This window comes from Bacillus sp. DU-106 (assembly GCF_004799705.1).
GTDB lineage: Bacteria > Bacillota > Bacilli > Bacillales > Bacillaceae_G > Bacillus_A > Bacillus_A cereus.
In genome coordinates, this window is sequence record NZ_CP026607.1 from 2,942,417 (window position 1) to 2,963,515 (window position 21,099).

A 21,099-nucleotide genomic window follows, 5' to 3' on the forward strand; every position below is an offset into this window, starting at 1 on the left:
TGAAAGAAAAGTTTGAGAAAAGGGTCTATTTTGTAAAGGAATTGCTTATTCATAAAGTGAAACTATAATCAGTGGGGATTTTACTACACGGCAAATAGCGGATAAAATATCACTATTTTTTTGTACGCTGTTGCTATAAATTCGCGAATGAATCAGGTTTCCAACCAGATGTGGTGTTGAGATGCGAAGCTATTATGAATCCAGTCATATAACTAGGAGGTACCACTATGCCATCTTTATTTAAAACTATGGCCTTCCAGCTGAAAACCGAAAGACTTGAGCTTAGTATGTGGGAGGAATCCGATTCCGTTTGGCTTAGCAAATTAATTGGCGAACGTGGCGTGGACATTCCAGCCGTTGATTCCGTTCGTAACCGGCTTATTGAGATGCGCAAGAAGGCAGACGAAAATGGTATTTCCCTTCTCACTATTCGAAGGAGAGACGAAGGCGATTTCATTGGGTACTGTGGCTTAATTATCGGTCGTTCCACACTTGAAGAGCCGGAGATTGCATACGAGTTGTTCCGCAGCGCTCATGGTAAAGGTTATGCGACTGAGGCCGCATCTGTTGTACTGGACGCGGCGATTGCTACTGGGCGCCAAAGACTTTGGTCGACTGTAGGTGCTTGGAATATCGCTTCCCTCCGGGTACTAGAAAAGATAGGATTTAAGCGACATCACAGTACGTGGGATGATGAACGTGGTGAGATTGTTTGGAACGTACGCGATCTTTAAAGATTTCGCCTTAATTCTAAACACTACACTTTTCAACAATCAGGCATTTACATTGAGAAAAAATCACAAACAAGCCGTTTCACTAATTAGTGAAACGGCTTGTTTTTAAGCGTTCAATTCTGTTTTATGCCCTTTTACTACACTACGTTTGAGTGCAGTTGCTAATATAGTAACCATACTTACTATACCAATCCAAACGAGTACAGTAACAGGTGTATTCCAGCTTAACCCTTTTCCGAAGAAGAAGATTTCTCTTAGGCCTTCAATCATAAATTTCATTGGTAACCATGAGTAAACCCAGTCTTGATAAAACGGAGACAACATCTCAGGTGCTAATGATAATAACGGTGCCCCGAAGAATAGTAATAAAGCGAATAAACCGATTCCTTTTAGCCCAACTAATGATAGTACTGCAGATATCATTAAGAAGAAACTAAAAGAAGTAATGGATAAGAATAGAGCTGTATCCGTGAAGTTCGAAATATTTAACCCTACCATCCCATCTGCAATCCATGTAAGACCAAACCCAATTACAAGTGTCGCAATAGCTCCTGTTACGATTTGTTTTACTTTTAACAGATAGTTTTCTTTTCTTGAGCTTACTGGCATTTTACTAATCGCAATAAAAATAATCGCTGCACTAGCTAAACTTGCAATCCATAACGGCTGGAATAATGATATTGGTGAGTTACCGTTCGCACTATTTTTGCCGACCTCATTCACATTTTTCACGTTCTTTACAATAGGTGTTACTAATTTCTCAGCTTGATTTGTTGTTACAGTAGCTCCTTTTGCTTTCAACCCTTCTAATATTTGTGTACGAACAGTATTGTTCATATTATCAACAATCGCCTGTAATATTTGCCCTGCCATAGTTGATGCAGCCGTATTCATTCCTTGATTAATATATATTTCTATCTCAGGTGAAGATGGCTGTGGTGTTCGTAACGACGCTTGTTTTGCGCTAAATTCTTTCGGGATGACTAATGCCGCGTAATACTCTTTATTGTTTAATCCCTTTTGAACGGCTTCTTTATTTTTTACTTCTACCCACTTCACTGCGGGTTCTTCCTCTGATTTCGCTGTTTTTTTCATGTTATCAACGATCGTTTGCCCCATATTCATTTTCGGTTGATTTGGAATTTCTACACCTTGATCCTCATTTACAATTGCAATTGGCAAGTTTTTCGGCTGCGGTTGAACAGTTGGAAATAGCGTTAATGAAAAAATAAAAACAACAAGTAGTGCAATAACTGGTGATAAAAATAAAAGTTTATTTTTAAACATTTTCTTTTCTCCTCCCTTAATTTGATCTATAATAACCAACAACGTGTTGTTTATTTATATTTTGAATTATATGTTCGAGTTGAACCTTATACAATAATCAAAAATCGTGAATGTGTTGGTTATAAGACACATTTTCCAAATGTGTTGAGTAAAATTAAGGAGGGATATGCTTTGCGCGATAATAATTTAGATTTGCGTGTTGTTCGTACGAAAACTGCCATACGAAATGCATTGGTGGAGCTAATTGAAGAAAAGGGTTTTGACGCCATTACAGTGAAAGATATTACAACGAAAGCAAACATTAATCGCGGTACTTTCTATGCGCACTATCAAGATAAATTTGATTTAATGACAAAATGCCAAGAAGACATTATGTACGAGTTTTCTAACATTGCTAAACAGAAATTCCCGGAAGTTATTGCTGACCTTGGATCAAATCCTTCTCCAACAATGCCATTTATACTTATCACTTCTATTCTTGAATTTCTAAATGAAAATAGTGATTTTATGAGAGCAGTACTAAGTCCGAAAGGAGATTTATCTTTCCAAACAAAACTGAAAGACTTTATGTGGAAAACATTATTTGAAGATACGAATGGTCCTCTCATTAATAAGGAGAATTTACTTGTTCCAAGCGAATATTTAACTTCTTATATGGCATCTGCACATATAGGTGTCATCCAACAATGGTTAAATAATGGACAAAAAGAAACACCTGAGGAGATTGCTCGCTTTTTATCAACAATCGCAGTTCATGGACCTTTTTATGCTGCTGGCTTAAAGAAATAAGCCCGCTTGCTTAGTAATTTCTATTATTTTATTAATAACTTGAAATTTATGTTTCTGTAAAAAAAGCTGTTGAAAGGACTCCCCTTCAACAGCTTCTACATTATTAACGATATAAACGAACTGCACCTGCAGAATTATCATCTGCTTGTCCAACTACTTCAAATTTCAATCCAAATTTCGGTAATTTACGTCCTGCATCTGGGATTAAATCATTTATATACAATTTAGAGTCATCAAACTTCGTTACACCTGGTAATCCTTTGTAATCATATGTTCCGCGTGTTGGAGATACCACTTTCCATGCTGGCGTTTGGTTAAGGGAGAACGCAGCATCTGCGATTTGGAATCGTGTACTATTTTTAACAGTTGGTTTGCCGTTTAGTGTTCCAACAATTGCCTCTGGGTGAGAGTCAACAACTCCTAAGAAACCTTCACCTGGATGTAAACCAACCCAATTATCTGTAAAGCTAGAGTCTGCATACCATACTAGCAGACCTGTATTATATGGTACACCACTGCTATATTTTAACGCTTGATCAGCACCAGCATAGTTTCTCCACTCTAAATAGTAGTTATGCTTCTTCTTATCAAAACCGTCTGCTACAACAAAACCATTTAATTTAAATTTCGTTTCGCCTTCTGCATCATCAGAGAACACAACATTTCCATCTACAGTTAATGTAGCATTATCAAAAGTAAAACCGGTCGGCGCTAAACCACCATCTGTAATGTATTCGAATACTAATTTTACTTTTTGACCTTTAAATTTGCTTAAGTCATAAGACTTATCTACCCATTTACCATCTGTTGTGTCTAGACCATTTTTCACATTTTTTTCACCAATTCGATCCACTAACGTTTTCGTACCATCTTCTTTCACTGCATGTACTTCAAGGAAGTCATAATCCGTTTCAATTTCATACATTGATTTATAATCAAACCTCGCATTTGTTGCATTTGTTAAATCAAACACTGGCGTTTCTAATGTTGTATGAAGGTTATCACCTTTTGTACTATAGTAGTACTTCTTACCGAATGCAGGCTGAATACCTTTCACCTCTTTATCTGGTAAGTTAACACGAATCAGACCAGGACGATTTGATTTCGTTACACTTTGATCTAAATACGTCGCATAGCCAATACCACGATTTAATTTATTATAGTCAACCTCTACAATATTGGCCCAGTTTCCACCTATGTTCTTTTGAAAGAACTCTTTGTTTTGCGGAGAGAAACTCGGTGGCGTTGTTCCTGCAATTTTACCAGCCCAGCTACCGCCACTCATAACAGACCAGGAGTTAATTGGCTCACCTGCTCCTGTGTACTTCGTATCATACTCATCTGGAAGACCTAAATCATGACCAAATTCATGTGCGAATACACCAACCGCTCCGTCTTCTGGCTCAATTGTGTAGTCGTATGCTGCCATCTTACCGCCCCAGTTATCAACTTTTGCTTTTGTTCCTTCAATTGGATATGGTGTTCCAAGGTGCCAACGATGTGACCAAATTGCATCATCACCTAGTCTACCACCGCCCCCATCTTGCCCAACTCCAGCGTGAATGACCATTAAGTGATCAATCAGACCATCTGGTTCATTTTTATTGCCATCACCATTATTGTCATATTGATCGTATTCGTCAAATTCAGATAAATCAATACCACTTTCTACAGCCGCATTTAATGCCTCTTTTACAAAATCACGAGGTCCTTTTGGTCCCATATTATCATGACCGCCATCTCCTGCATCTGCGCCATAATCTGCCGCATTACCAGGAACTGTCAACCACTTTGTTACTGTGCCATCTACTGTATAACTACCACCAGATTGCTCTTCATAATATTGTTTAAATGTTGGTACTTTTGAACCATCAAAGAGTGTAAATGGCTCATTACCAAATAACATTTTTTGATAATGTTCTGGATTAAAATCATTTGAATACATATAACCTGGTACTTGATCAATATTGTTATGCTTAAAGTCCGCAAACTCTACTAGCAATACGAGAACTTTATCTTTACGAACATCACCGTTATATTGTTTTTGCTTCGCTGAAGTAGTTGGTACTTGGCCGTTTAATCCCCCTTTAACCGGCTCTTGTCCCGCTACTGGACCACTAGCAGGTTGATCTGCTTTTTCTTTCTCATCTGCTTTTGCATCTTTAACTTTTTTCAAAAAGTCAGCCGCTTCTCTCGTAACACTATCCCCCGCTGCTGGTTCTTTTCCCGCATTTTCTCCTTTTTTCTTCTCTACGTATTTTTCAACAGCTTTTAATGTGTCTTCTTTCGACGTAGATTCATTAATTACACCGCGTTTCTTGAGCGCATCTGCTAAACGCTCCTCTTGAATTAAATTTTCATCAATGGGACTTAAAGTTCCTCCATTAGACGGCGTTGCCGCATAAACAGATTGACCCCCATACCCAAATGTGCAACTAAGCACAGCTGCCGCCGCAAGCGTAGACAGCACTTTAAAAGGTTTTTTCTTCATCCCTATTCCTCCCCAATATTAAATACGATACAACGTTTATATATTACGGAAAATTCAGAAAATTATCAATGCATTGTCTGAATTTGTAATATTTTTGAAAAAATCCTTTGTTTTAGATGAACATACATTCTGATTCATCAATATTTCAGAAAATATTGATGAAAGTTGATAAAACTATTAAAATCATAAAGAAATCGTCCACTATATTTAGTGGACGATTTCTTTATTTATCTAAAATACAACTACAACACTTCAATATATCCTTCTGTTCCATGTACCCGAATTCGTTGCCCGTCTTTTATTAGTTTCGTAGCGTTCTCTACTCCAACAACTGCTGGCAGGCCATACTCACGTGCAATCACTGCTCCGTGCGTCATAAGCCCGCCGACTTCAGTGACTAACCCTTTTATAGAAACAAACAAAGGTGTCCACCCAGGATCGGTAAATGCCGTAACTAATATATCTCCATCTTCCAAATTCGCGTCTTCCATGTTTAAAATAACGCGTGCTCTCCCCTCAACCACTCCAGAAGAAACAGGCAAACCTACAATTGCTTCAGCCGGGAGATTTTCGCGTTTGTACTTACCTGTAATGATTTCTCCATCAGACGTGATAACACGCGGAGGTGTTAGTTTTTCATATAATTTGTACGCATTTTTTTGTTTATGAATAATCTTGTAATCTAGTTTATTTGTGCGGACGACTTCGTGAAGTTCTTCAAAAGTTAGATAGTATATATCTTCTATTTCATCCAGAACATTATTTTGCACAAGTTTCTCTGCTTCTTTCAGTAATGCCTGCTTATATATGAAATAACGATGAATCATGCCGTATTTCGGATATTCACGATAACCGATGAAATTGCGGAGGTTACAAATCATTCTCTTCGTCTCTTCTACTTTTTGTTCCCCATCCGGCAAGTGCTGCAATCGCTCTAACAACTCTTTTTCTTTTTTCAAAGCTTCCTGTAGCCCTTCTTCAAACTTCCGCTTACTAGCACCATATTCAAAGTCTCTTATATGATTTAAAATCATCGGTATAATTGTAGCTGGCTGTTCACTCCAGCGCGTTTTCGTAATGTCGATTTCTCCGCTGCATCTCATTCCATATTTATTTAGAAAAGCATCGATTGCATCCCGAACTTTTTCCCCGCCTTTAAACTGAATTAATTCATCTAAAAAGCTGTCATCTTCTACATGCTGTAAATACGCAATGACTTCCAGATACGGCCGAATCACATCTGCCACATCCAATAACGCTAGCCCCATTTCTGACGTAATATTATGTTGTACAGATTGTGAAAGTACATCTGCTGCATTTTTTTCTCCTAGCCACTGCTCCATCTTTTCATTAATCCATGATGAAGCATTCATACCTGCCATAATGATAGCTATACTTTGCGAGTTAAATAATACTTTCTTTAATTGCTGAATGTCTTCTAAAATAAAATCAAGTACATCCACCCCTGATTTCGTTTGCATGTTTCGTTTTAATTCTTCTATTGATAATTCACTATTCTTTATTAAATTCGTAACGATTTCCGGATCGTTTTCAGGTTGTTGTTGCGAACTTGCAGGTGGCACATTTTTACTAAGATCCTTTTCTTTTTCATCATCCGATAACAATTTAATAAAATTCTCTCGCTCAATTACAGTCGTTAATGCATCTCGTATGAGCGGATCCGATTTACCTAAAGTGTTTATTAAGTAATCTCTGCTAGCAGGTGAAGCTAGTCTTTGCGTAGCATCAACAAATAGTCTTCCTCCGGCTTTACACATAGGTGCACTAGTCGTTAACAGGAAAAAAGATAAACCTAATGGTTTCATCGCATCGGTCATCATTTGTTGGTGACCAACTGATATATACACGTGATTTTCCCCATCATTTACTTCTGGAATTGGATATAAAGTCGTAATCGGTCTGCTTTGGACTATATAAATTGTATCATCAACTAAGCACCATTCAATATCTTGCGGACAACCAAAATAAGCTTCGATTTGTCTTCCGATGCGTGCTAGTTGTAAAATCTGTTGTTCAGTAAGTGTTTGAAATTTTTGCTGATTAGGAGCAATTTTCTTTCTCTCTGTTCCGCCTTCTTTTCGTCCATAGATGGCTAATTTTTTCGTTGCGATGACCTTTTCGACGATTTCGTCTTCTTTTACCTTATAATTATCGGCAGAAACCAATCCAGATACTAGCGCCTCGCCAAGTCCAAAGCTGGCATCGATTGACAACACCTTCCTATTCGAAGTAATCGGATCCGCAGTAAATAAAATCCCTGAAGCCTCAGGGAAAACCATTTTTTGAATGACAACACATATAGAAACTTGATTATGATCAAAACCGTTTTGCATTCGGTATATAACCGCCCGATCTGTAAACAAAGAAGCCCAGCATTTTTTAATATGCTGCAAAATGTTTTCTTTTCCAATAACATTTAAATACGTATCTTGTTGACCAGCAAACGAGGCATACGGTAAATCTTCAGCAGTAGCACTCGAACGCACTGCATATGCATGTTCATCGCCAAAGTGCGAGAGATAATGAGCTACTGATTCCACTACATCAACTGGAATTTCCACCGCCATAATGACTTCTCTAATCTGCTTACTAATTTCACCAATTCGATCTCGTTCCTCAATTTTTAGCATTGCTAATTGATTCAATAAAGTTTGAAACGCTCCATTTTTTCCGATGACCTGTTCATACCCTACCGTTGTAACACAAAACCCTTCTGGCACTTGTATCCCTTGAATATTGGATAACTCCCCTAAATTCAATCCTTTTCCACCAACGAGAAAAAGCTGCGTTTTTTCTATTTCCTGAAAATCGAGAACGAAAGAACTCATTTGGCACCTCTCCTTACTATTCATGTGTTCTTGATTGTAACAGTAGTAAATGAGAAGAAACAGTCTATTTCGAACGTAAATTACATGATATAATTAAGTTAGGAAGAGATCATCACTTCTATTTCCCCTCTAATTCACTTCAATTACATCACCAAACTTAAACATTCTTTTATTATGAAAAGCAATCATTAGACATAATGGATTTCTATCGAACTTTGTTATGTATTTTTTATATAAATCCATATTGTAATATCTTTATAAATCTTTTATTAAGCCATAAATTCGCCTCAAAAAATAGTAGAATCTGTGACTTTAAAAGCAATATTTTTTGTTTGCACTTTATATAAATTGATATGAATCCCTCTTAATTCTAGGACTAAATTATTGTTTTTAATCCCACATTAATTCTTTTCTCAAATTCGCCAAAATGAATTTTCAAGATTAGGGAACTATAATGTCGTATTAAAATATATTAAGGGGGAGAAAAATTGGACAATGAAATGAATTACGGAAGCGATTACAAGTTTATTCCAGCAACTTCAATTGAAAGTGGTCACGGCATCGAAGTATTACGTGATTTATTTTGTTACACGATTCAAATCGTCAATATATGCTTTGTTGGAAATCCTGAGACCAATGATTTTGTTTTAGTTGATGCTGGAATGCCTAAATGTGCAAATGAAATTATCTCTATCGCTAAAGATCGATTTGGTACCAATAGTCGCCCAAAAGCAATTATTTTAACTCACGGCCATTTTGATCATGTTGGGGGAATAATTGAACTCATCAAGCATTGGGATGTTCACGTCTATGCACATCAAATGGAGATACCGTTCCTGACTGGACAACAAAGCTATCCAGAACCAGACCCTACAGTTGAAGGTGGTATGGTAGCGAAAATGTCTCCTCTGTTCCCAAACGAACCAATTGACTTAGGAAATAACGTAAAAGCGCTACCTACCGATGGAACTGTTCCCCATATGCCAGAGTTTAGATGGATTCATACACCAGGACATACTCCAGGGCATATTTCATTATTCCGAGAAAAAGACCGAACTTTAATCGCTGGGGACGCTTTTGTTACAGTGAAACAGGAGTATCTATATAAAGTAATAACTCAAGAACAGGAAATAAGCGGTCCGCCTCGTTATTTAACAACAGACTGGAAAGCCGCTAAAGAGTCAGTTCTTAAGCTAGAAAAGTTAAAGCCTCTAACCGCCGTTACTGGACACGGGATACCGATGTCGGGTGAATTGCTATCAACAAGCCTCAAAACACTCGTTCAAGAATTTGATAAAATTGCTGTACCTGATTACGGAAAATATATAGATAAAAAGATGCATTAAACGCGGAAATACTTTGTTTATTTTTATATTAATGAATCAAAGTATAATGCAAAATCATCCTTTAAAAGCTTTTAAACTTAATCTGTTAAAAAACTGAATGTAGGCAATATCTATATTCTAAGAATAGCACTACTCTTTTGGAATAAAAATTGAAATTTCGCAAACACTATATATAATAAAGTCTGCTTCTTACCCAGGCTTTATTTCTTGCCATTAAAGAGCAGTCATAATCAATAACTGCTCTTTTTAATTTTTTAGTATAAGCTCAATTTTTTTGTTCATACTATACTTAACCCATGAGATAGTTATACTCCTTAATTTCATGGATGTAAATTTCTCACTGCAGTTAGCTTTTGCTAACTGCTTTTTTATTTATAGAACAATTACATAAAATTTGTTTTTGAAAATAGAATTATAAGTAGATTGTTATTGAGGGGAGAATCTTAATTATGAAAAACAATATACATGTTTATGTAGGATTGATTTCATCTATAAGTATCTTTTTACTTTCGCTATTATTTCTATATTTTAATCCGTATAGCGATCAACTATCTAATAAAGACTTTTTCATCACGGTTCTTTTCATGTTATTACTCCCCTCTTTTTGGGCGTTCATTTCAATAGTTAAAAGAGAAAATATTTTGATTTTAATTTGCAGTATTTGGTTATTACCTGGAGGAATCTATTTCGGAATATCTACAATTCCAAGTGTTTGGAATTTATATATTTTATTTCTACTTTTTTATTTTTTGTTTGTTTTTCAAATGAAAACTAAACAAAGTTAATTCAAAATGAATGACTCTCCTGTTTAAAACATGTACAAACATCCGTTATAGCTTGTACTAAAAATTCTAGTTCAAGAGATTCCCGATAACAACTTTTTTTACCCATAATCACCACATATTATACAAACATCTATTTCTATTTAGAAAGTAATTCTCTAACAAGTTCTTAAATAGGGGGGCTCGTATTCTAAAACAGACTTTGTATAATTTCTTAAATATTTTAGAATGAATTTATATTAGTAGAATTTAATCAATTTATTAACAATGGAAATTACCATTTAGTCTTAACTGTTTGACCTATATAAACTATAGTTTTTCTCTAAAGATAATTTCCATATCTTCATTTTAATATTGCATTTGTATCGCCTTTTGCACATTCTGCACATCATTTTTTAATAGCTGCTTTAAATCATAAGCTGGATAGTAACCACGTTCATACATAAAATTAAAAACCTGTGCGTGTAATTGTATAGCACTATTTATTTGACGGGTTAAAACTTCTCTAAGTCGCGGTGTTGCAGTTTCAGTAATCGCTATTGCATAATTTCGAACAGATGTCTTTGCTAACCCAAGCAAATCTCCAGCGTAAAATCCAGTGTCATCACGATGTTGCGATTGAAATCCAGGAGCATATGGATAAAACTGTACTAACTCTTGTAAATTGTTTTGTATAGCATTTATAGCTTTAATATATAACGATTGAAGTGCTTGATCTGGTACATTTCTAACTGATTTTTTTAATTTAATTAAACCATTCGCTTGGAATGCTACTAATTCATGTAAATCCAATGTTTCATGCCAAGCTAATTGATTAGGATAAGACATAGATGTTCCTCCTTAATATGCATTCATTCTACATTATGCAAAAAAAATTCAAAAAGGGCCTATACTATATGAATTCATTTCAACCTAATTTATCATTTTTTCCATTCTTCTATGTTAATCACAATAAAATAGACCTAATTCCTCTTCCCTACTTTTTTATATCCTTAATTTTGATTTTCAAAATGACTTCTTCGCCTTTACAATCTATAAATTTAATTTTTTCTTCTTTAAAAATCCACATCATAATACATCCTTTCTTATTTCGTTATAAACCATACTAGTTAGAAAATATAAATGTGAACATTGTACCTACATATTTTTTCAAATTTTATAGTTACTTAAATTTATACATTATTAGATATTAAAGTAACTCGTTGCAGGGGGTACCCATTAAATTATTTCATTTTAATAAAACGAAAAACAATTATTCTTGCTGTGTTAGTCACCTATTTCTAAGTAATTAATAGGCTATATATTATGACTTAGGAGGGATAAAAAGATGACTATACTTTATGATAAAGACTCTTTACAAAAAATTTTTACTACCCTTCCACATTGGCAACAAGAAGCTTTTCGTTCTTTCAAATTGAAAATGACAGATAAAAATAAACCTTTCCCTTGTATACCAGCCCAACACGGTTTTACAGCCAATCACCTCAGATACGGATTCATTGGTGATCCTAGAGATATGAGTACTAGTGCGGATTTTGCTGCATTACTTAAAGAATATACTGAATGTTCTAGAGAAACAGGTCAATACGCCTCATTTATTGTTTTTATTCATACACCAATAGATTTAGAGCGAGAAACTACAGTTGAAGATTTTGAACATATTTATTGGTCTCTTCTTAATACAACTAGCCGTTTGGACGAGATGGAATGGCCTACACACATTCCAAATGACCCTATGGAAAACACTTGGGAATTTTGCTTTCATAATGAATCATATTTCGTTTACTGCGCTACACCCGCCCATGTCAATAGACAAAGTAGACATTTTTCATGTATGATGCTCGCTTTAACCCCTAGATGGGTTTTACAGGGGATTATGAGCTCTGAGAAACGCAGTAGAAAACTAAAAAACTTAATACGTCAACGTCTAGCCGCTTATGATAAAGCTCCTATTCATCCTTCTCTCAAAGATTATGGTCAAAAAGATAATTATGAATGGCAGCAATATTTTTTACGTGATGATGAGACAATTCCATCAAAGTGTCCATTTTCTCGAATAATAAAATACTTGCATAAAAATAAATAATCCCCTCTGCTTTTTATTATTTAGTTGTACAAACTTTAACCACTGAATAGATTTAATATAGATCAAATTTAGTGGGAGGAGCATGTTATACGTGGGGATATTTTTAAGCTATGTTTTCTTGGGTTTATCATTATCTGCTCCAATGGGGCCTATAAATGCTGCACAGTTAGAAAAGGGTATTAGAAGTGGGTTTTTTCACGCTTGGATTCTCGGCATAGGAGCCTTACTTGCAGATGTTATCTACATGGCACTTATTTATTTAGGGGTAATTCATTTCCTTGAAAAAGATATTATAAAACTTTTCTTATGGTCTTTCGGAGCTTTTGTTTTAATCTATACAGGCATCGAAAGTTTAAAAAATGCGAATCAAATTAGCATTAGTAATACTAAAAATGACGATTCAATTATTAAAAGCTTCTTTTCTGGTTTCTTTATGTCTTTATCTAATCCATTAACAATCCTATTTTGGCTTGGCATTTTCGGCTCGATATTAGCAAAAGCCGCTTCTTCTTATAATAAAGAGCAGCTTTTGTTATATAGCTTAGGGATTATTTTAGGTATTTTTATATGGGATATTACGATGGCAAGTACATCTAGTATGTTTCGTAAAATTTTGAATGCTCGTATATTGTCTCTTATAACGGTAGTATCTGGCATATCACTTATTATTTATGGATTATATTTTGGTTTTCAAACTTACCAAATTATTTTTCAATAACTTCTATTATTTATTTCTGACATACTATTCCTATTGTGAAAAGAAAGATACTTCATATAGCTGCATTTCTTTTTCTTGAGATAAAATGAACAATTATAGTAACAAGAATAACTATTCCTAAAAACAACAAACTCACTAGGAAACCGAAACGGGTTGTTTTTTGCAATAATGTTCCACTAACAGCTAATGCAATCATAATAAGACCAATAATACTTTTTATCTGCATCCAACCTTTGGGATTCATTAATTTCCAAAATGAAAGAAGAATTAAACTCCATGTATATAACAACATTAATCCAGCTGCAGTTGTTACATATTCATATATATTTTTGGGTAGGAATAAAGCACTAAGGATAGAAGCACCAAGTCCAATTATAATAAGAATTAAGGCTGGAAAAGAGATGTTTTTTTTATTTTTTTTAGCAAACATTGCAGGTGCATCTCCCTCTTCAGCTAAATTCATTAATACACTTGTCACTGCAAATAATGAACCAACTAATGTTGAAAAACCCGCTAAAATTAATACCACATTTAAAATAAATGGCACGTACGGCAAATTATAATCTTGTAATGCTATTACAAAAGGACTTTCTTTCGTATTAAACTGGTTTAATGGAACCATCATAATTGCCAACCCTAAAGAGACTACGTAAATAATCGTTAAAATCATTAACATTACTCTTCCTGATTTCTTTGCATCTTTAGGGTCTTTAAGCCTTATTGTCATTAACCCCATAATTTCAATTCCTCCAAATGCATAAAATGCATAAATTAGAGAGGACCATGTGCCTTTTAATCCATTTGGAAACCAATCTTTAAAATTCCGCGGAATTTGTGCTTTATATAAACCACCCTTTATAAATCCTAAAATAACCAAAATAGCAATTACAATAAACCCCATAATAGCAGCAATCTTTATAATAGCCATCCATTTCTCTAAACGTTCGAATATTTTTACCCCTATAAAAATAATTAATATAGCCGCTACTCCATATATAGTAGCAAATATCCATAATGGTATTTTAGGAAACCAATAGCGTGAAAAGATTCCTAACGCACTTAACTGGCTACCCATAATAAGCAGTTCAGAACACCAATATGTCCACCCATGACTAAAACCCGCCCAATTTCCAAAAGCTTTTCTTGAATAAATGCGAAAAGATCCTTTTTGTGGATCTTCTACAGCCATTTTTGCCAATGCCTCAAATACAATATATGTAGTGAATCCAGTTAAAATAAGAATAAGAATAATTGAAGAACCACCTATTTTAATTCCTATACTAGATCCTAAAAAAAAGCCCGTCCCTATCGTACAACCAATCCCAATAAGTGAGAGTTGCCACCATTTTAAATCTTTTTTTTCTTTCGTTTCATTATTAACATCATGACAGGTCATATTACTATTCTCCTTTATTCATTTCGAGAATGTCCCTCATGATTACTTAAATACTTCTCAGCAAGCTTTTCAACAACATCAACGACATCATGAGCCTTTATTTTATGGTTTGCTACTCTTTCACTTCCTACAGAAATCTCAACTGTAAATAACGCTTCATATTTCATTTTTTCTGCCCCTTTCGCATCAAATATAACCTCTTATCTTTTATTTCACAAAAATTAATTATGTATTTAAAACCTCGAGAGTATAAAATTTAAACAAATAAATTCGAGTTATAGTTGTAAATCTAAAAAAATTCTAACGCTACTAAGCTTATTTACTAAAAAAATGTATGAGAAAGGAGAGACAGCATGCCTCTCCTCTATATCCATTTCGTATATAAAATTAACGAGTAACGCCACCGCCAAGTTGTTGCTCAGCTAATGATACAAGACGTTTTGTAATTTCACCACCAACAGATCCGTTTGCACGAGCTGTTGCATCTGCACCAAGTTGCACTCCAAATTCTTGAGCAATTTCATATTTCATTTGATCAAGAGCTTGTTCAGCGCCACGTACTAATAATTGGTTGCTGCTTCCACTGTTATTGTTTGACATGTTAATTCACCTCCTTCTTTCTTTAATATGTTAAATTACATGATAAAATATATAGTTAATTAATTGGTAATTACGACCACGAATTCAAAGGTATAATTGATGCTCTTTAAGCCCAAAATAATAGTGTATAGGAGAACGAAATATAACATACGTGCCATGGGATATCATAAATAGACCTCCATTACAATATAAAACGGGTTACGCTATATAAAAGCATAACCCGTTTTTAATGGAATGTTTTATTCAATATACTTTTAAATAGTGGAGGAAAAAAGATGAAACATATTGTTGCCTTATTAATTAAGTACACAGCGATAACTGCAGTATTGCTAATCATGCTCAGTATCTTTCAAGGCATTTCAATTCCTAAAGTATTATTAATTTCTCTTTTCCTTACGGGAACTGCCTATTTAATCGGAGATCTCTTCATTTTACCTAAATACGGAAATGCGATTGCTACAATGGCAGATTTCGGTTTAAGCTTCTTTGGAATTTGGTTATTAACATCCTTGTTTACTAATTTAGATGCTACTCATAATATTGGATTTTCTTCATTTTTAGCTGCTTTAATTATTGGCGGAATAGAAGTTTTCTTCCATATTTATATGCAGAAGTTAGTACTGCGTAATGACAATGAATTAAGAGAACATAATCATATTCACCATGATAAATACGCTATGGAGATATCAGATGAATATATGGATTCTTCCACAATAAATAAGTCCAAGCTTGAGGATACACCTAAAAAATAAAAAAGTGGCCAACGCCACTTTTTTATTTTTGTTTATTACGCTTGGTCAGAATTTCTTACATGTAATGGAGGTGGAACTACCCATCCCTTTTTCTTACTTAAACGTAGCAGAGTTACACCTGCCTGCGCTTTTTTCATATGAAATTGTCCGAATAGCATACCTACATCTTCTCGAAGGCATTTTCCCATTACTTGACTACATGTCACAAGTCCAGCTGCTAATCCTGTAGAAACAGCTGCAGCAATTTCAACATCATTAATACGTGCTCCAGGAGGAATGTCTTCGATAGATGCAACTGGTCGTTCTGGAGGAGCAGGCGGTAAAGCGACCCCATTAATCTTTAAAAGAGCTTTTAATTCTTCTATTTCCGAATTCATATCATTTTCAATTAAGCTTTCTAAAAACTTCTTCAAATCTTCATCACCTGTGTGATTCATAAACACTTGATGGCTTGCAATTGCACCCTGTGCAGCAAGAAGATAACTCCAAATGTCAAATACTTCTCCGTAATGTAAAGGTTCATTTTGAGGATTTCCACTTAATATACCCATTTTTAAATTCCTACCTTTCGAAAATATCATAATAAATATTGATTTCAATATTGAAATCAAATTTTTAAGTATGCTTTTTCCTGCAAAAGATTTTCTACTATGCATGGAAAACACCTTTCCAACACTGCGTGTTTATTGTTTAGGAAAGTAGTTTACAAATTAAATACTCAAAGATTATGAAAGAAGATTATCAATAATCTTTGAGTGAGAATCTGTTTAATATAAGGTTTTTTATTTTTATGAATACACAAAAGAAATTGATTTACATATTTGCTATATTTTAAGCCAATTTACTTAGCGGTTAGCTCTACCACCAAGTTGTTGTTCTGCCATTGCTACTAAACGTTTTGTAATTTCACCACCAACAGATCCGTTTGAACGAGCTGTTGTATCTGCACCAAGTTGTACACCAAACTCTTGTGCAATTTCATATTTCATTTGATCAAGAGCTTGTTCAGCGCCTCGAACTAATACTTCATTACGACTTCCACTATTATTTTTTCCCATATTGTTTCACCTCCGATGTTTTTAATATGCTACAAATTATGAAATAATAATTATCCTTTTTATGGAAATTAGATTATGAATAAAAATTGATTTTTTTCTTAAAGTAGGGCAAAACATATAAGAAAGAATAACTGATATAACATACTTTCATAACAACACTATGTATACTTTCTAATTCCCTTCAGTAAACAAAAGAAAGATTTCTATTTCACCAAGAGATTAAATAAAATTATGTTTTGAGACATAATCCAAAAGGAGATATGAGATGAAAGCTGTAACCTATCAAGGACCAAACCAAGTACAGGTTAAACAAGTGGATGATGCAAAATTAGAGAAAAAAGATGATATTATTGTAAAAATTACTTCAACCGCTATTTGCGGTTCTGATTTACATTTATATCAAGGCAACATGCCCTTACCTCAAGGATACATTATCGGCCATGAACCAATGGGAATCGTTGAAGAAGTCGGGCCAGATGTCACTAAAGTGAAAAAAGGCGATCGTGTTGTCATCCCATTCAACGTTTCTTGTGGACATTGTTTCTATTGCCAACATGAAATGGAAAGTCAATGTGATAACTCAAACCCTCATTACGATTCTGGTGGATACTTTGGTTATACAGAGAAATTTGGTAATCATCCGGGCGGACAAGCAGAATATTTAAAAGTTCCTTTTGGAAATTTCACTCCATTTGTTATACCGGAATCATGCGAACTTGAAGATGAATCCCTACTATTTCTATCAGATGTTTTACCAACAGCCTATTGGAGTGTAATAAACGCAGGCGTTAAGCCAGGTGATACTGTTATCGTCCTTGGTTGTGGACCTGTTGGATTAATGACACAAAAATTCGCTTGGATGCAAGGTGCTAAACGTGTAATTGCAGTGGATTACTTAGATTATCGGATGAATTATGCAAAAAAGATTAACAATGTTGAGGTATTTGAGTTTACAAAATTCCCCGATATGGGAGAACATTTAAAGGAAATTACACGTGGCGGTGCTGATGTAGTTATTGATTGTGTGGGGATGGATGGAAAAAAATCGCCTCTAGAATTTCTGGAACAAAAATTAAAATTACAAGGTGGAACTCTCGGTCCTATTCAAATCGCTACGAAAGCCGTAAGAAAATATGGAACGGTTCAAATGACCGGCGTTTATGGTGGCAATTATAACGCCTTTCCACTCGGTGCATTTTGGGTTAGAAATATTAATCTTAAAATGGGACAAGCACCTGTCATTCATTTTATGCCGGAACTATTTGAAAAAATAACAAATAAAGAATTTGATCCAAAAGAGATTATTACACACAAAATTCCCCTTGAAGAAGCGAGTTATGGTTATCAGATTTTTAATAATCGTGAAGACGACTGTATAAAAGTCATTCTGAAGCCTTAAAGCTACAATTCATTATTCTTAATGAAAAGATAAGATTACATTTCGTAATCTTATCTTTTTTTATTAAATGCTAAGTATCTATCCCCTATTTTCATCTCACATCTAAAATAGTTATTTTCAAAAACTTTGCATTTTGAGGTAATAAATAATTGGTAAAAACATGAATTAAAGTATTAAGTAACCAAATAGCGGACACGATAACAATGTTAACTAACTTAAAAGAGGTGTACTTCATGTTTTATTATAAAGAAGAACTGATTAATATTATCAAGCCGGACAAGCCAGATCCAGCTGCCGCAAAAGTTTTACAAGAAATATTAGGTGGGCATTATGGCGAAATGCGTACAATGATGCAATACTTCTTCCAAAGCTCAAATTTTAGAGGGAAAGAGAAGCAATATCGTGATTAACTTCGAGGTGTTTTTTTAGAAGAAATAAGCCATGTAGAACTTGTACAACATACAATTAATCAACTATTAACTGGATCTGGTGAACCTACACCAGGAAATGCAGGTGTTGACACAGCACCACTTGATGAAGCGGTTAAACATGCCAATCCTCATCACTTTATTGTAGGTGCTCAAAGTTCATTGCCCGTTGATGCAGCTGGCAACCCATGGAATGGATCTTGGGTATATAGCCATGGGAATTTAATTAGCGATTTATTAGATAACGTAGTACTTGAATCTACAGGTGTACTTCAAAAAACTAGAATTTATGAAATGAGTTCCAATCAAACTTTTAGAGAAACACTTGCATTTTTAATTGTACGTGATAATGCACATCAAAATGCTTTCGCAAAAGCTTTAGAGACATTGGGTGTTGAATGGGGGAAACTCTTCCCTGTGCCGAACTATGATATTAATAAATACCCAGAGTGCAGAAAGTATGTAGACATGGGATTCCATAACGCACAATTTAATTTTAGCTTAGATCCAACAAGAATGGGAGAAATATTCCAAGGTGAATCACCAAGTAGAAACAAAGGAACATTAGCAGTAACGGACCCGCCAAAAGGTTTTCCTGTACCAGAACTTCCTGAAATGCCAAATGAGCATAGTCCTGGATTAAAAGATATGGGTCTTTGAGATTATTATGGCCAACTATTGATTCATGGTTGGTCATAGTTTTTTATAAAGATTCATGTAAACTTGTTGTTAACATGATAAGATGTTTTAATAAATCCTCTTTATTTAAAAGTGATGTTGATTATATTGCTGCTCCTCTTAATTTTGTTTCTATGAACTATTAAACGCCACTGTTACTTACTTATAATCTCCCTACCTCTATTCACATATAAAATCCCTATATTGTAAACAAAGAGGAGGGACTTGTCCCCCCTCTTCTTTTAATTTTTCTTTAAAAGAGTTGCTCCTGCAATCCCTGGATGTGTCATTTCGAATGGATCTAGAATTAACTCTAAGTCTTCTTGTGACAATACACCATTTTTCACACAAAGTTCTCGAACGGATTGCCCTGTTGCAATTGCTTCTTTCGCAACGCGAGCTGCTGCTTCATAACCGATATGAGGGTTCACGGCTGTAATAATTCCTACACTTTTCTCAACATACTCTTTTAAGCGATCTTCATTCGCTTCAATTCCTTTTAAGCAATTATCTGTAAAGGCACGGAAACCGTTATTCATAATGCTAATTGATTGCAGTAAGTTGAAAACAAGTACTGGTTCCATCACGTTTAATTCTAATTGTCCTGCTTCTGAAGCAAGGCAAATTGTATGATCATTACCTATTACTTGGAACGCAATTTGATTAATAACTTCTGGCATAACAGGGTTTACTTTCCCTGGCATAATAGATGAACCTGGTTGACGAGCTGGTAACATAATCTCTGCTAAACCAACACGTGGACCTGATGCCATTAAGCGAAGGTCATTCGCAATTTTAGACATATTCATCATACATACTTTCAGTGCTGCAGATACTTCTGTGTATGCATCTGTATTTTGCGTTGCATCTACTAAGTCTTCTGCACCAACTAGTGGTAGTTCACTAATTGCAGCTAAATGTTTTACAACTGCTTCAATATATTCTGGGTCTGCATTTAAGCCTGTACCAACTGCAGTTGCTCCCATGTTCACTTCATATAAGTGTTGACGTGATTGCTGAATTCGTTTCATATCACGTTCAAGTACACGAGAGTACGCCTTAAATTCTTGTCCAAGGCGAATTGGCACAGCGTCTTGTAAATGTGTACGACCCATTTTAATCACATGATCGAACTGTTCTGCTTTTAATTCAAATACATCGTGCATATAACCCATCGTTTGTAATAAACCTTCTAATGCGTTTAATGTAGCGATATGAATCGCTGTTGGGAATGCATCGTTTGTTGATTGCGCCATGTTTACATGACTATTTGGACTAATATAATGATAGTCTCCCTTTTCCATCCCTAATAATTCAAGAGCACGATTGGCAATGACTTCATTTGCATTCATGTTCATTGAAGTACCCGCTCCGCCTTGGATTGGATCTACGATGAAATGATCATGCCATTTTCCATCAAGAATTTCTTGAGCAGCCTCTGCGATCGCACCGCCCTTGTTCAATTCCAATCTTCCTACATCTGTATTCGCAAGCGCTGCTGCTTTTTTTACAATTGCGAACGCTCTAATTAAACTTTCATGAATTTTATACCCTGTAATCGGGAAATTTTCAACAGCGCGTAAAGTCTGAATTCCGTAATATGCCTCAATAGGTAATTCCTTTCCTCCCAAAAAATCATTCTCCACTCGCACGTTCTTGTTTGTCATTGCCATTTTAATTTCTCCCCCATATTAAATGTAAAACCT

At 34.9% G+C, this 21,099-nt stretch carries 17 protein-coding genes and 1 pseudogene; 8 read left to right on the top strand and 10 right to left on the bottom strand.

The window, feature by feature from the left end:
• Positions 1 to 227: 227 nt before the first annotated feature.
• Positions 228 to 734 carry a GNAT family N-acetyltransferase gene (locus C3Y97_RS15090; protein ID WP_001139523.1) on the top strand — a complete coding sequence of 169 codons (507 nt, stop codon included), beginning with the start codon at positions 228 to 230 and terminating at the stop codon, positions 732 to 734.
• 105 nt (positions 735 to 839) lie between these two features.
• Here the strand turns inward: C3Y97_RS15090 and C3Y97_RS15095 are convergent, their stop codons facing one another.
• Positions 840 to 2,021, bottom strand: a complete 1,182-nt coding sequence (locus C3Y97_RS15095) for a YhgE/Pip domain-containing protein (protein WP_127064025.1) — start codon at positions 2,019 to 2,021, stop codon at positions 840 to 842.
• A gap of 171 nt (positions 2,022 to 2,192) precedes the next feature.
• On the opposite strand from C3Y97_RS15095, the gene C3Y97_RS15100 reads away from it, so the two are divergent.
• Positions 2,193 to 2,810 (top strand): TetR/AcrR family transcriptional regulator, encoded by a 618-nt coding sequence (locus C3Y97_RS15100; protein WP_001205504.1) that lies wholly within the window; start codon positions 2,193 to 2,195, stop codon positions 2,808 to 2,810.
• Between the two features lie 103 nt (positions 2,811 to 2,913).
• Here the strand turns inward: C3Y97_RS15100 and C3Y97_RS15105 are convergent, their stop codons facing one another.
• Both C3Y97_RS15105 and ppsA read right to left on the bottom strand, forming a co-directional pair.
• Positions 2,914 to 5,301: an immune inhibitor A domain-containing protein gene (locus C3Y97_RS15105; protein ID WP_000728991.1), complete on the bottom strand. Its 2,388-nt coding sequence runs from the start codon at positions 5,299 to 5,301 to the stop codon at positions 2,914 to 2,916.
• A gap of 242 nt (positions 5,302 to 5,543) precedes the next feature.
• The gene (ppsA, locus tag C3Y97_RS15110; protein WP_000094186.1) at positions 5,544 to 8,150 is read right to left on the bottom strand and encodes a phosphoenolpyruvate synthase; all 2,607 of its coding nucleotides are present in this window, start codon (positions 8,148 to 8,150) and stop codon (positions 5,544 to 5,546) included.
• A gap of 488 nt (positions 8,151 to 8,638) precedes the next feature.
• Here ppsA and C3Y97_RS15115 point away from each other — a divergent pair, with 488 nt between their 5' ends.
• Positions 8,639 to 9,496, top strand: coding sequence for an MBL fold metallo-hydrolase (locus tag C3Y97_RS15115; protein ID WP_000368288.1), 858 nt, complete (start codon positions 8,639 to 8,641; stop codon positions 9,494 to 9,496).
• A gap of 1,130 nt (positions 9,497 to 10,626) precedes the next feature.
• On the opposite strand, the gene cotF is transcribed toward C3Y97_RS15115, so the two are convergent.
• Positions 10,627 to 11,106 (bottom strand): spore coat protein CotF, encoded by a 480-nt coding sequence (gene cotF / locus C3Y97_RS15125; RefSeq protein WP_060851962.1) that lies wholly within the window; start codon positions 11,104 to 11,106, stop codon positions 10,627 to 10,629.
• Between the two features lie 499 nt (positions 11,107 to 11,605).
• Between cotF and C3Y97_RS15130 the strand changes: the two genes are divergently transcribed.
• Positions 11,606 to 12,364, top strand: a complete 759-nt coding sequence (locus tag C3Y97_RS15130) for a YqcI/YcgG family protein (RefSeq protein WP_006920793.1) — start codon at positions 11,606 to 11,608, stop codon at positions 12,362 to 12,364.
• A 91-nt stretch (positions 12,365 to 12,455) separates the two neighbouring features.
• The gene (locus tag C3Y97_RS15135; RefSeq protein ID WP_060852530.1) at positions 12,456 to 13,082 is read left to right on the top strand and encodes a LysE family transporter; all 627 of its coding nucleotides are present in this window, start codon (positions 12,456 to 12,458) and stop codon (positions 13,080 to 13,082) included.
• A gap of 52 nt (positions 13,083 to 13,134) precedes the next feature.
• Here the strand turns inward: C3Y97_RS15135 and C3Y97_RS15140 are convergent, their stop codons facing one another.
• The 3 genes from C3Y97_RS15140 to C3Y97_RS15145 all read right to left on the bottom strand — a co-directional run bounded on the left by C3Y97_RS15140 (position 13,135) and on the right by C3Y97_RS15145 (position 15,078).
• Positions 13,135 to 14,478, bottom strand: coding sequence for an amino acid permease (locus tag C3Y97_RS15140; RefSeq protein ID WP_088054500.1), 1,344 nt, complete (start codon positions 14,476 to 14,478; stop codon positions 13,135 to 13,137).
• Between the two features lie 14 nt (positions 14,479 to 14,492).
• The gene (locus tag C3Y97_RS27865; RefSeq protein ID WP_006920787.1) at positions 14,493 to 14,645 is read right to left on the bottom strand and encodes a hypothetical protein; all 153 of its coding nucleotides are present in this window, start codon (positions 14,643 to 14,645) and stop codon (positions 14,493 to 14,495) included.
• 220 nt (positions 14,646 to 14,865) lie between these two features.
• Entirely contained in the window at positions 14,866 to 15,078 is a 213-nt protein-coding gene (locus C3Y97_RS15145) for an alpha/beta-type small acid-soluble spore protein (protein ID WP_000069660.1), read from the bottom strand.
• A gap of 275 nt (positions 15,079 to 15,353) precedes the next feature.
• Here C3Y97_RS15145 and C3Y97_RS15150 point away from each other — a divergent pair, with 275 nt between their 5' ends.
• Positions 15,354 to 15,830, top strand: a complete 477-nt coding sequence (locus C3Y97_RS15150) for a YndM family protein (protein WP_000680664.1) — start codon at positions 15,354 to 15,356, stop codon at positions 15,828 to 15,830.
• Positions 15,831 to 15,865: 35 nt separating this feature from the next.
• Here C3Y97_RS15150 and C3Y97_RS15155 read toward each other — a convergent pair whose 3' ends face one another.
• Together C3Y97_RS15155 and sasP are read right to left on the bottom strand one after the other, a co-directional pair.
• A complete protein-coding gene (locus C3Y97_RS15155) occupies positions 15,866 to 16,381 on the bottom strand; it encodes a DUF3231 family protein (RefSeq protein ID WP_136363498.1) in 516 nt (171 codons plus the stop codon).
• A 294-nt stretch (positions 16,382 to 16,675) separates the two neighbouring features.
• Positions 16,676 to 16,888 (bottom strand): small acid-soluble spore protein, SasP family, encoded by a 213-nt coding sequence (gene sasP / locus C3Y97_RS15160; RefSeq protein WP_000517671.1) that lies wholly within the window; start codon positions 16,886 to 16,888, stop codon positions 16,676 to 16,678.
• Positions 16,889 to 17,153: 265 nt separating this feature from the next.
• Between sasP and C3Y97_RS15165 the strand changes: the two genes are divergently transcribed.
• Together C3Y97_RS15165 and C3Y97_RS15170 are read left to right on the top strand one after the other, a co-directional pair.
• The gene (locus C3Y97_RS15165; protein ID WP_000649086.1) at positions 17,154 to 18,287 is read left to right on the top strand and encodes a zinc-dependent alcohol dehydrogenase; all 1,134 of its coding nucleotides are present in this window, start codon (positions 17,154 to 17,156) and stop codon (positions 18,285 to 18,287) included.
• 233 nt (positions 18,288 to 18,520) lie between these two features.
• A pseudogene (locus C3Y97_RS15170) lies at positions 18,521 to 19,375 on the top strand (manganese catalase family protein).
• A gap of 260 nt (positions 19,376 to 19,635) precedes the next feature.
• Here the strand turns inward: C3Y97_RS15170 and aspA are convergent.
• Entirely contained in the window at positions 19,636 to 21,066 is a 1,431-nt protein-coding gene (aspA, locus tag C3Y97_RS15175) for an aspartate ammonia-lyase (RefSeq protein ID WP_001251924.1), read from the bottom strand.
• Positions 21,067 to 21,099: the final 33 nt, after the last annotated feature.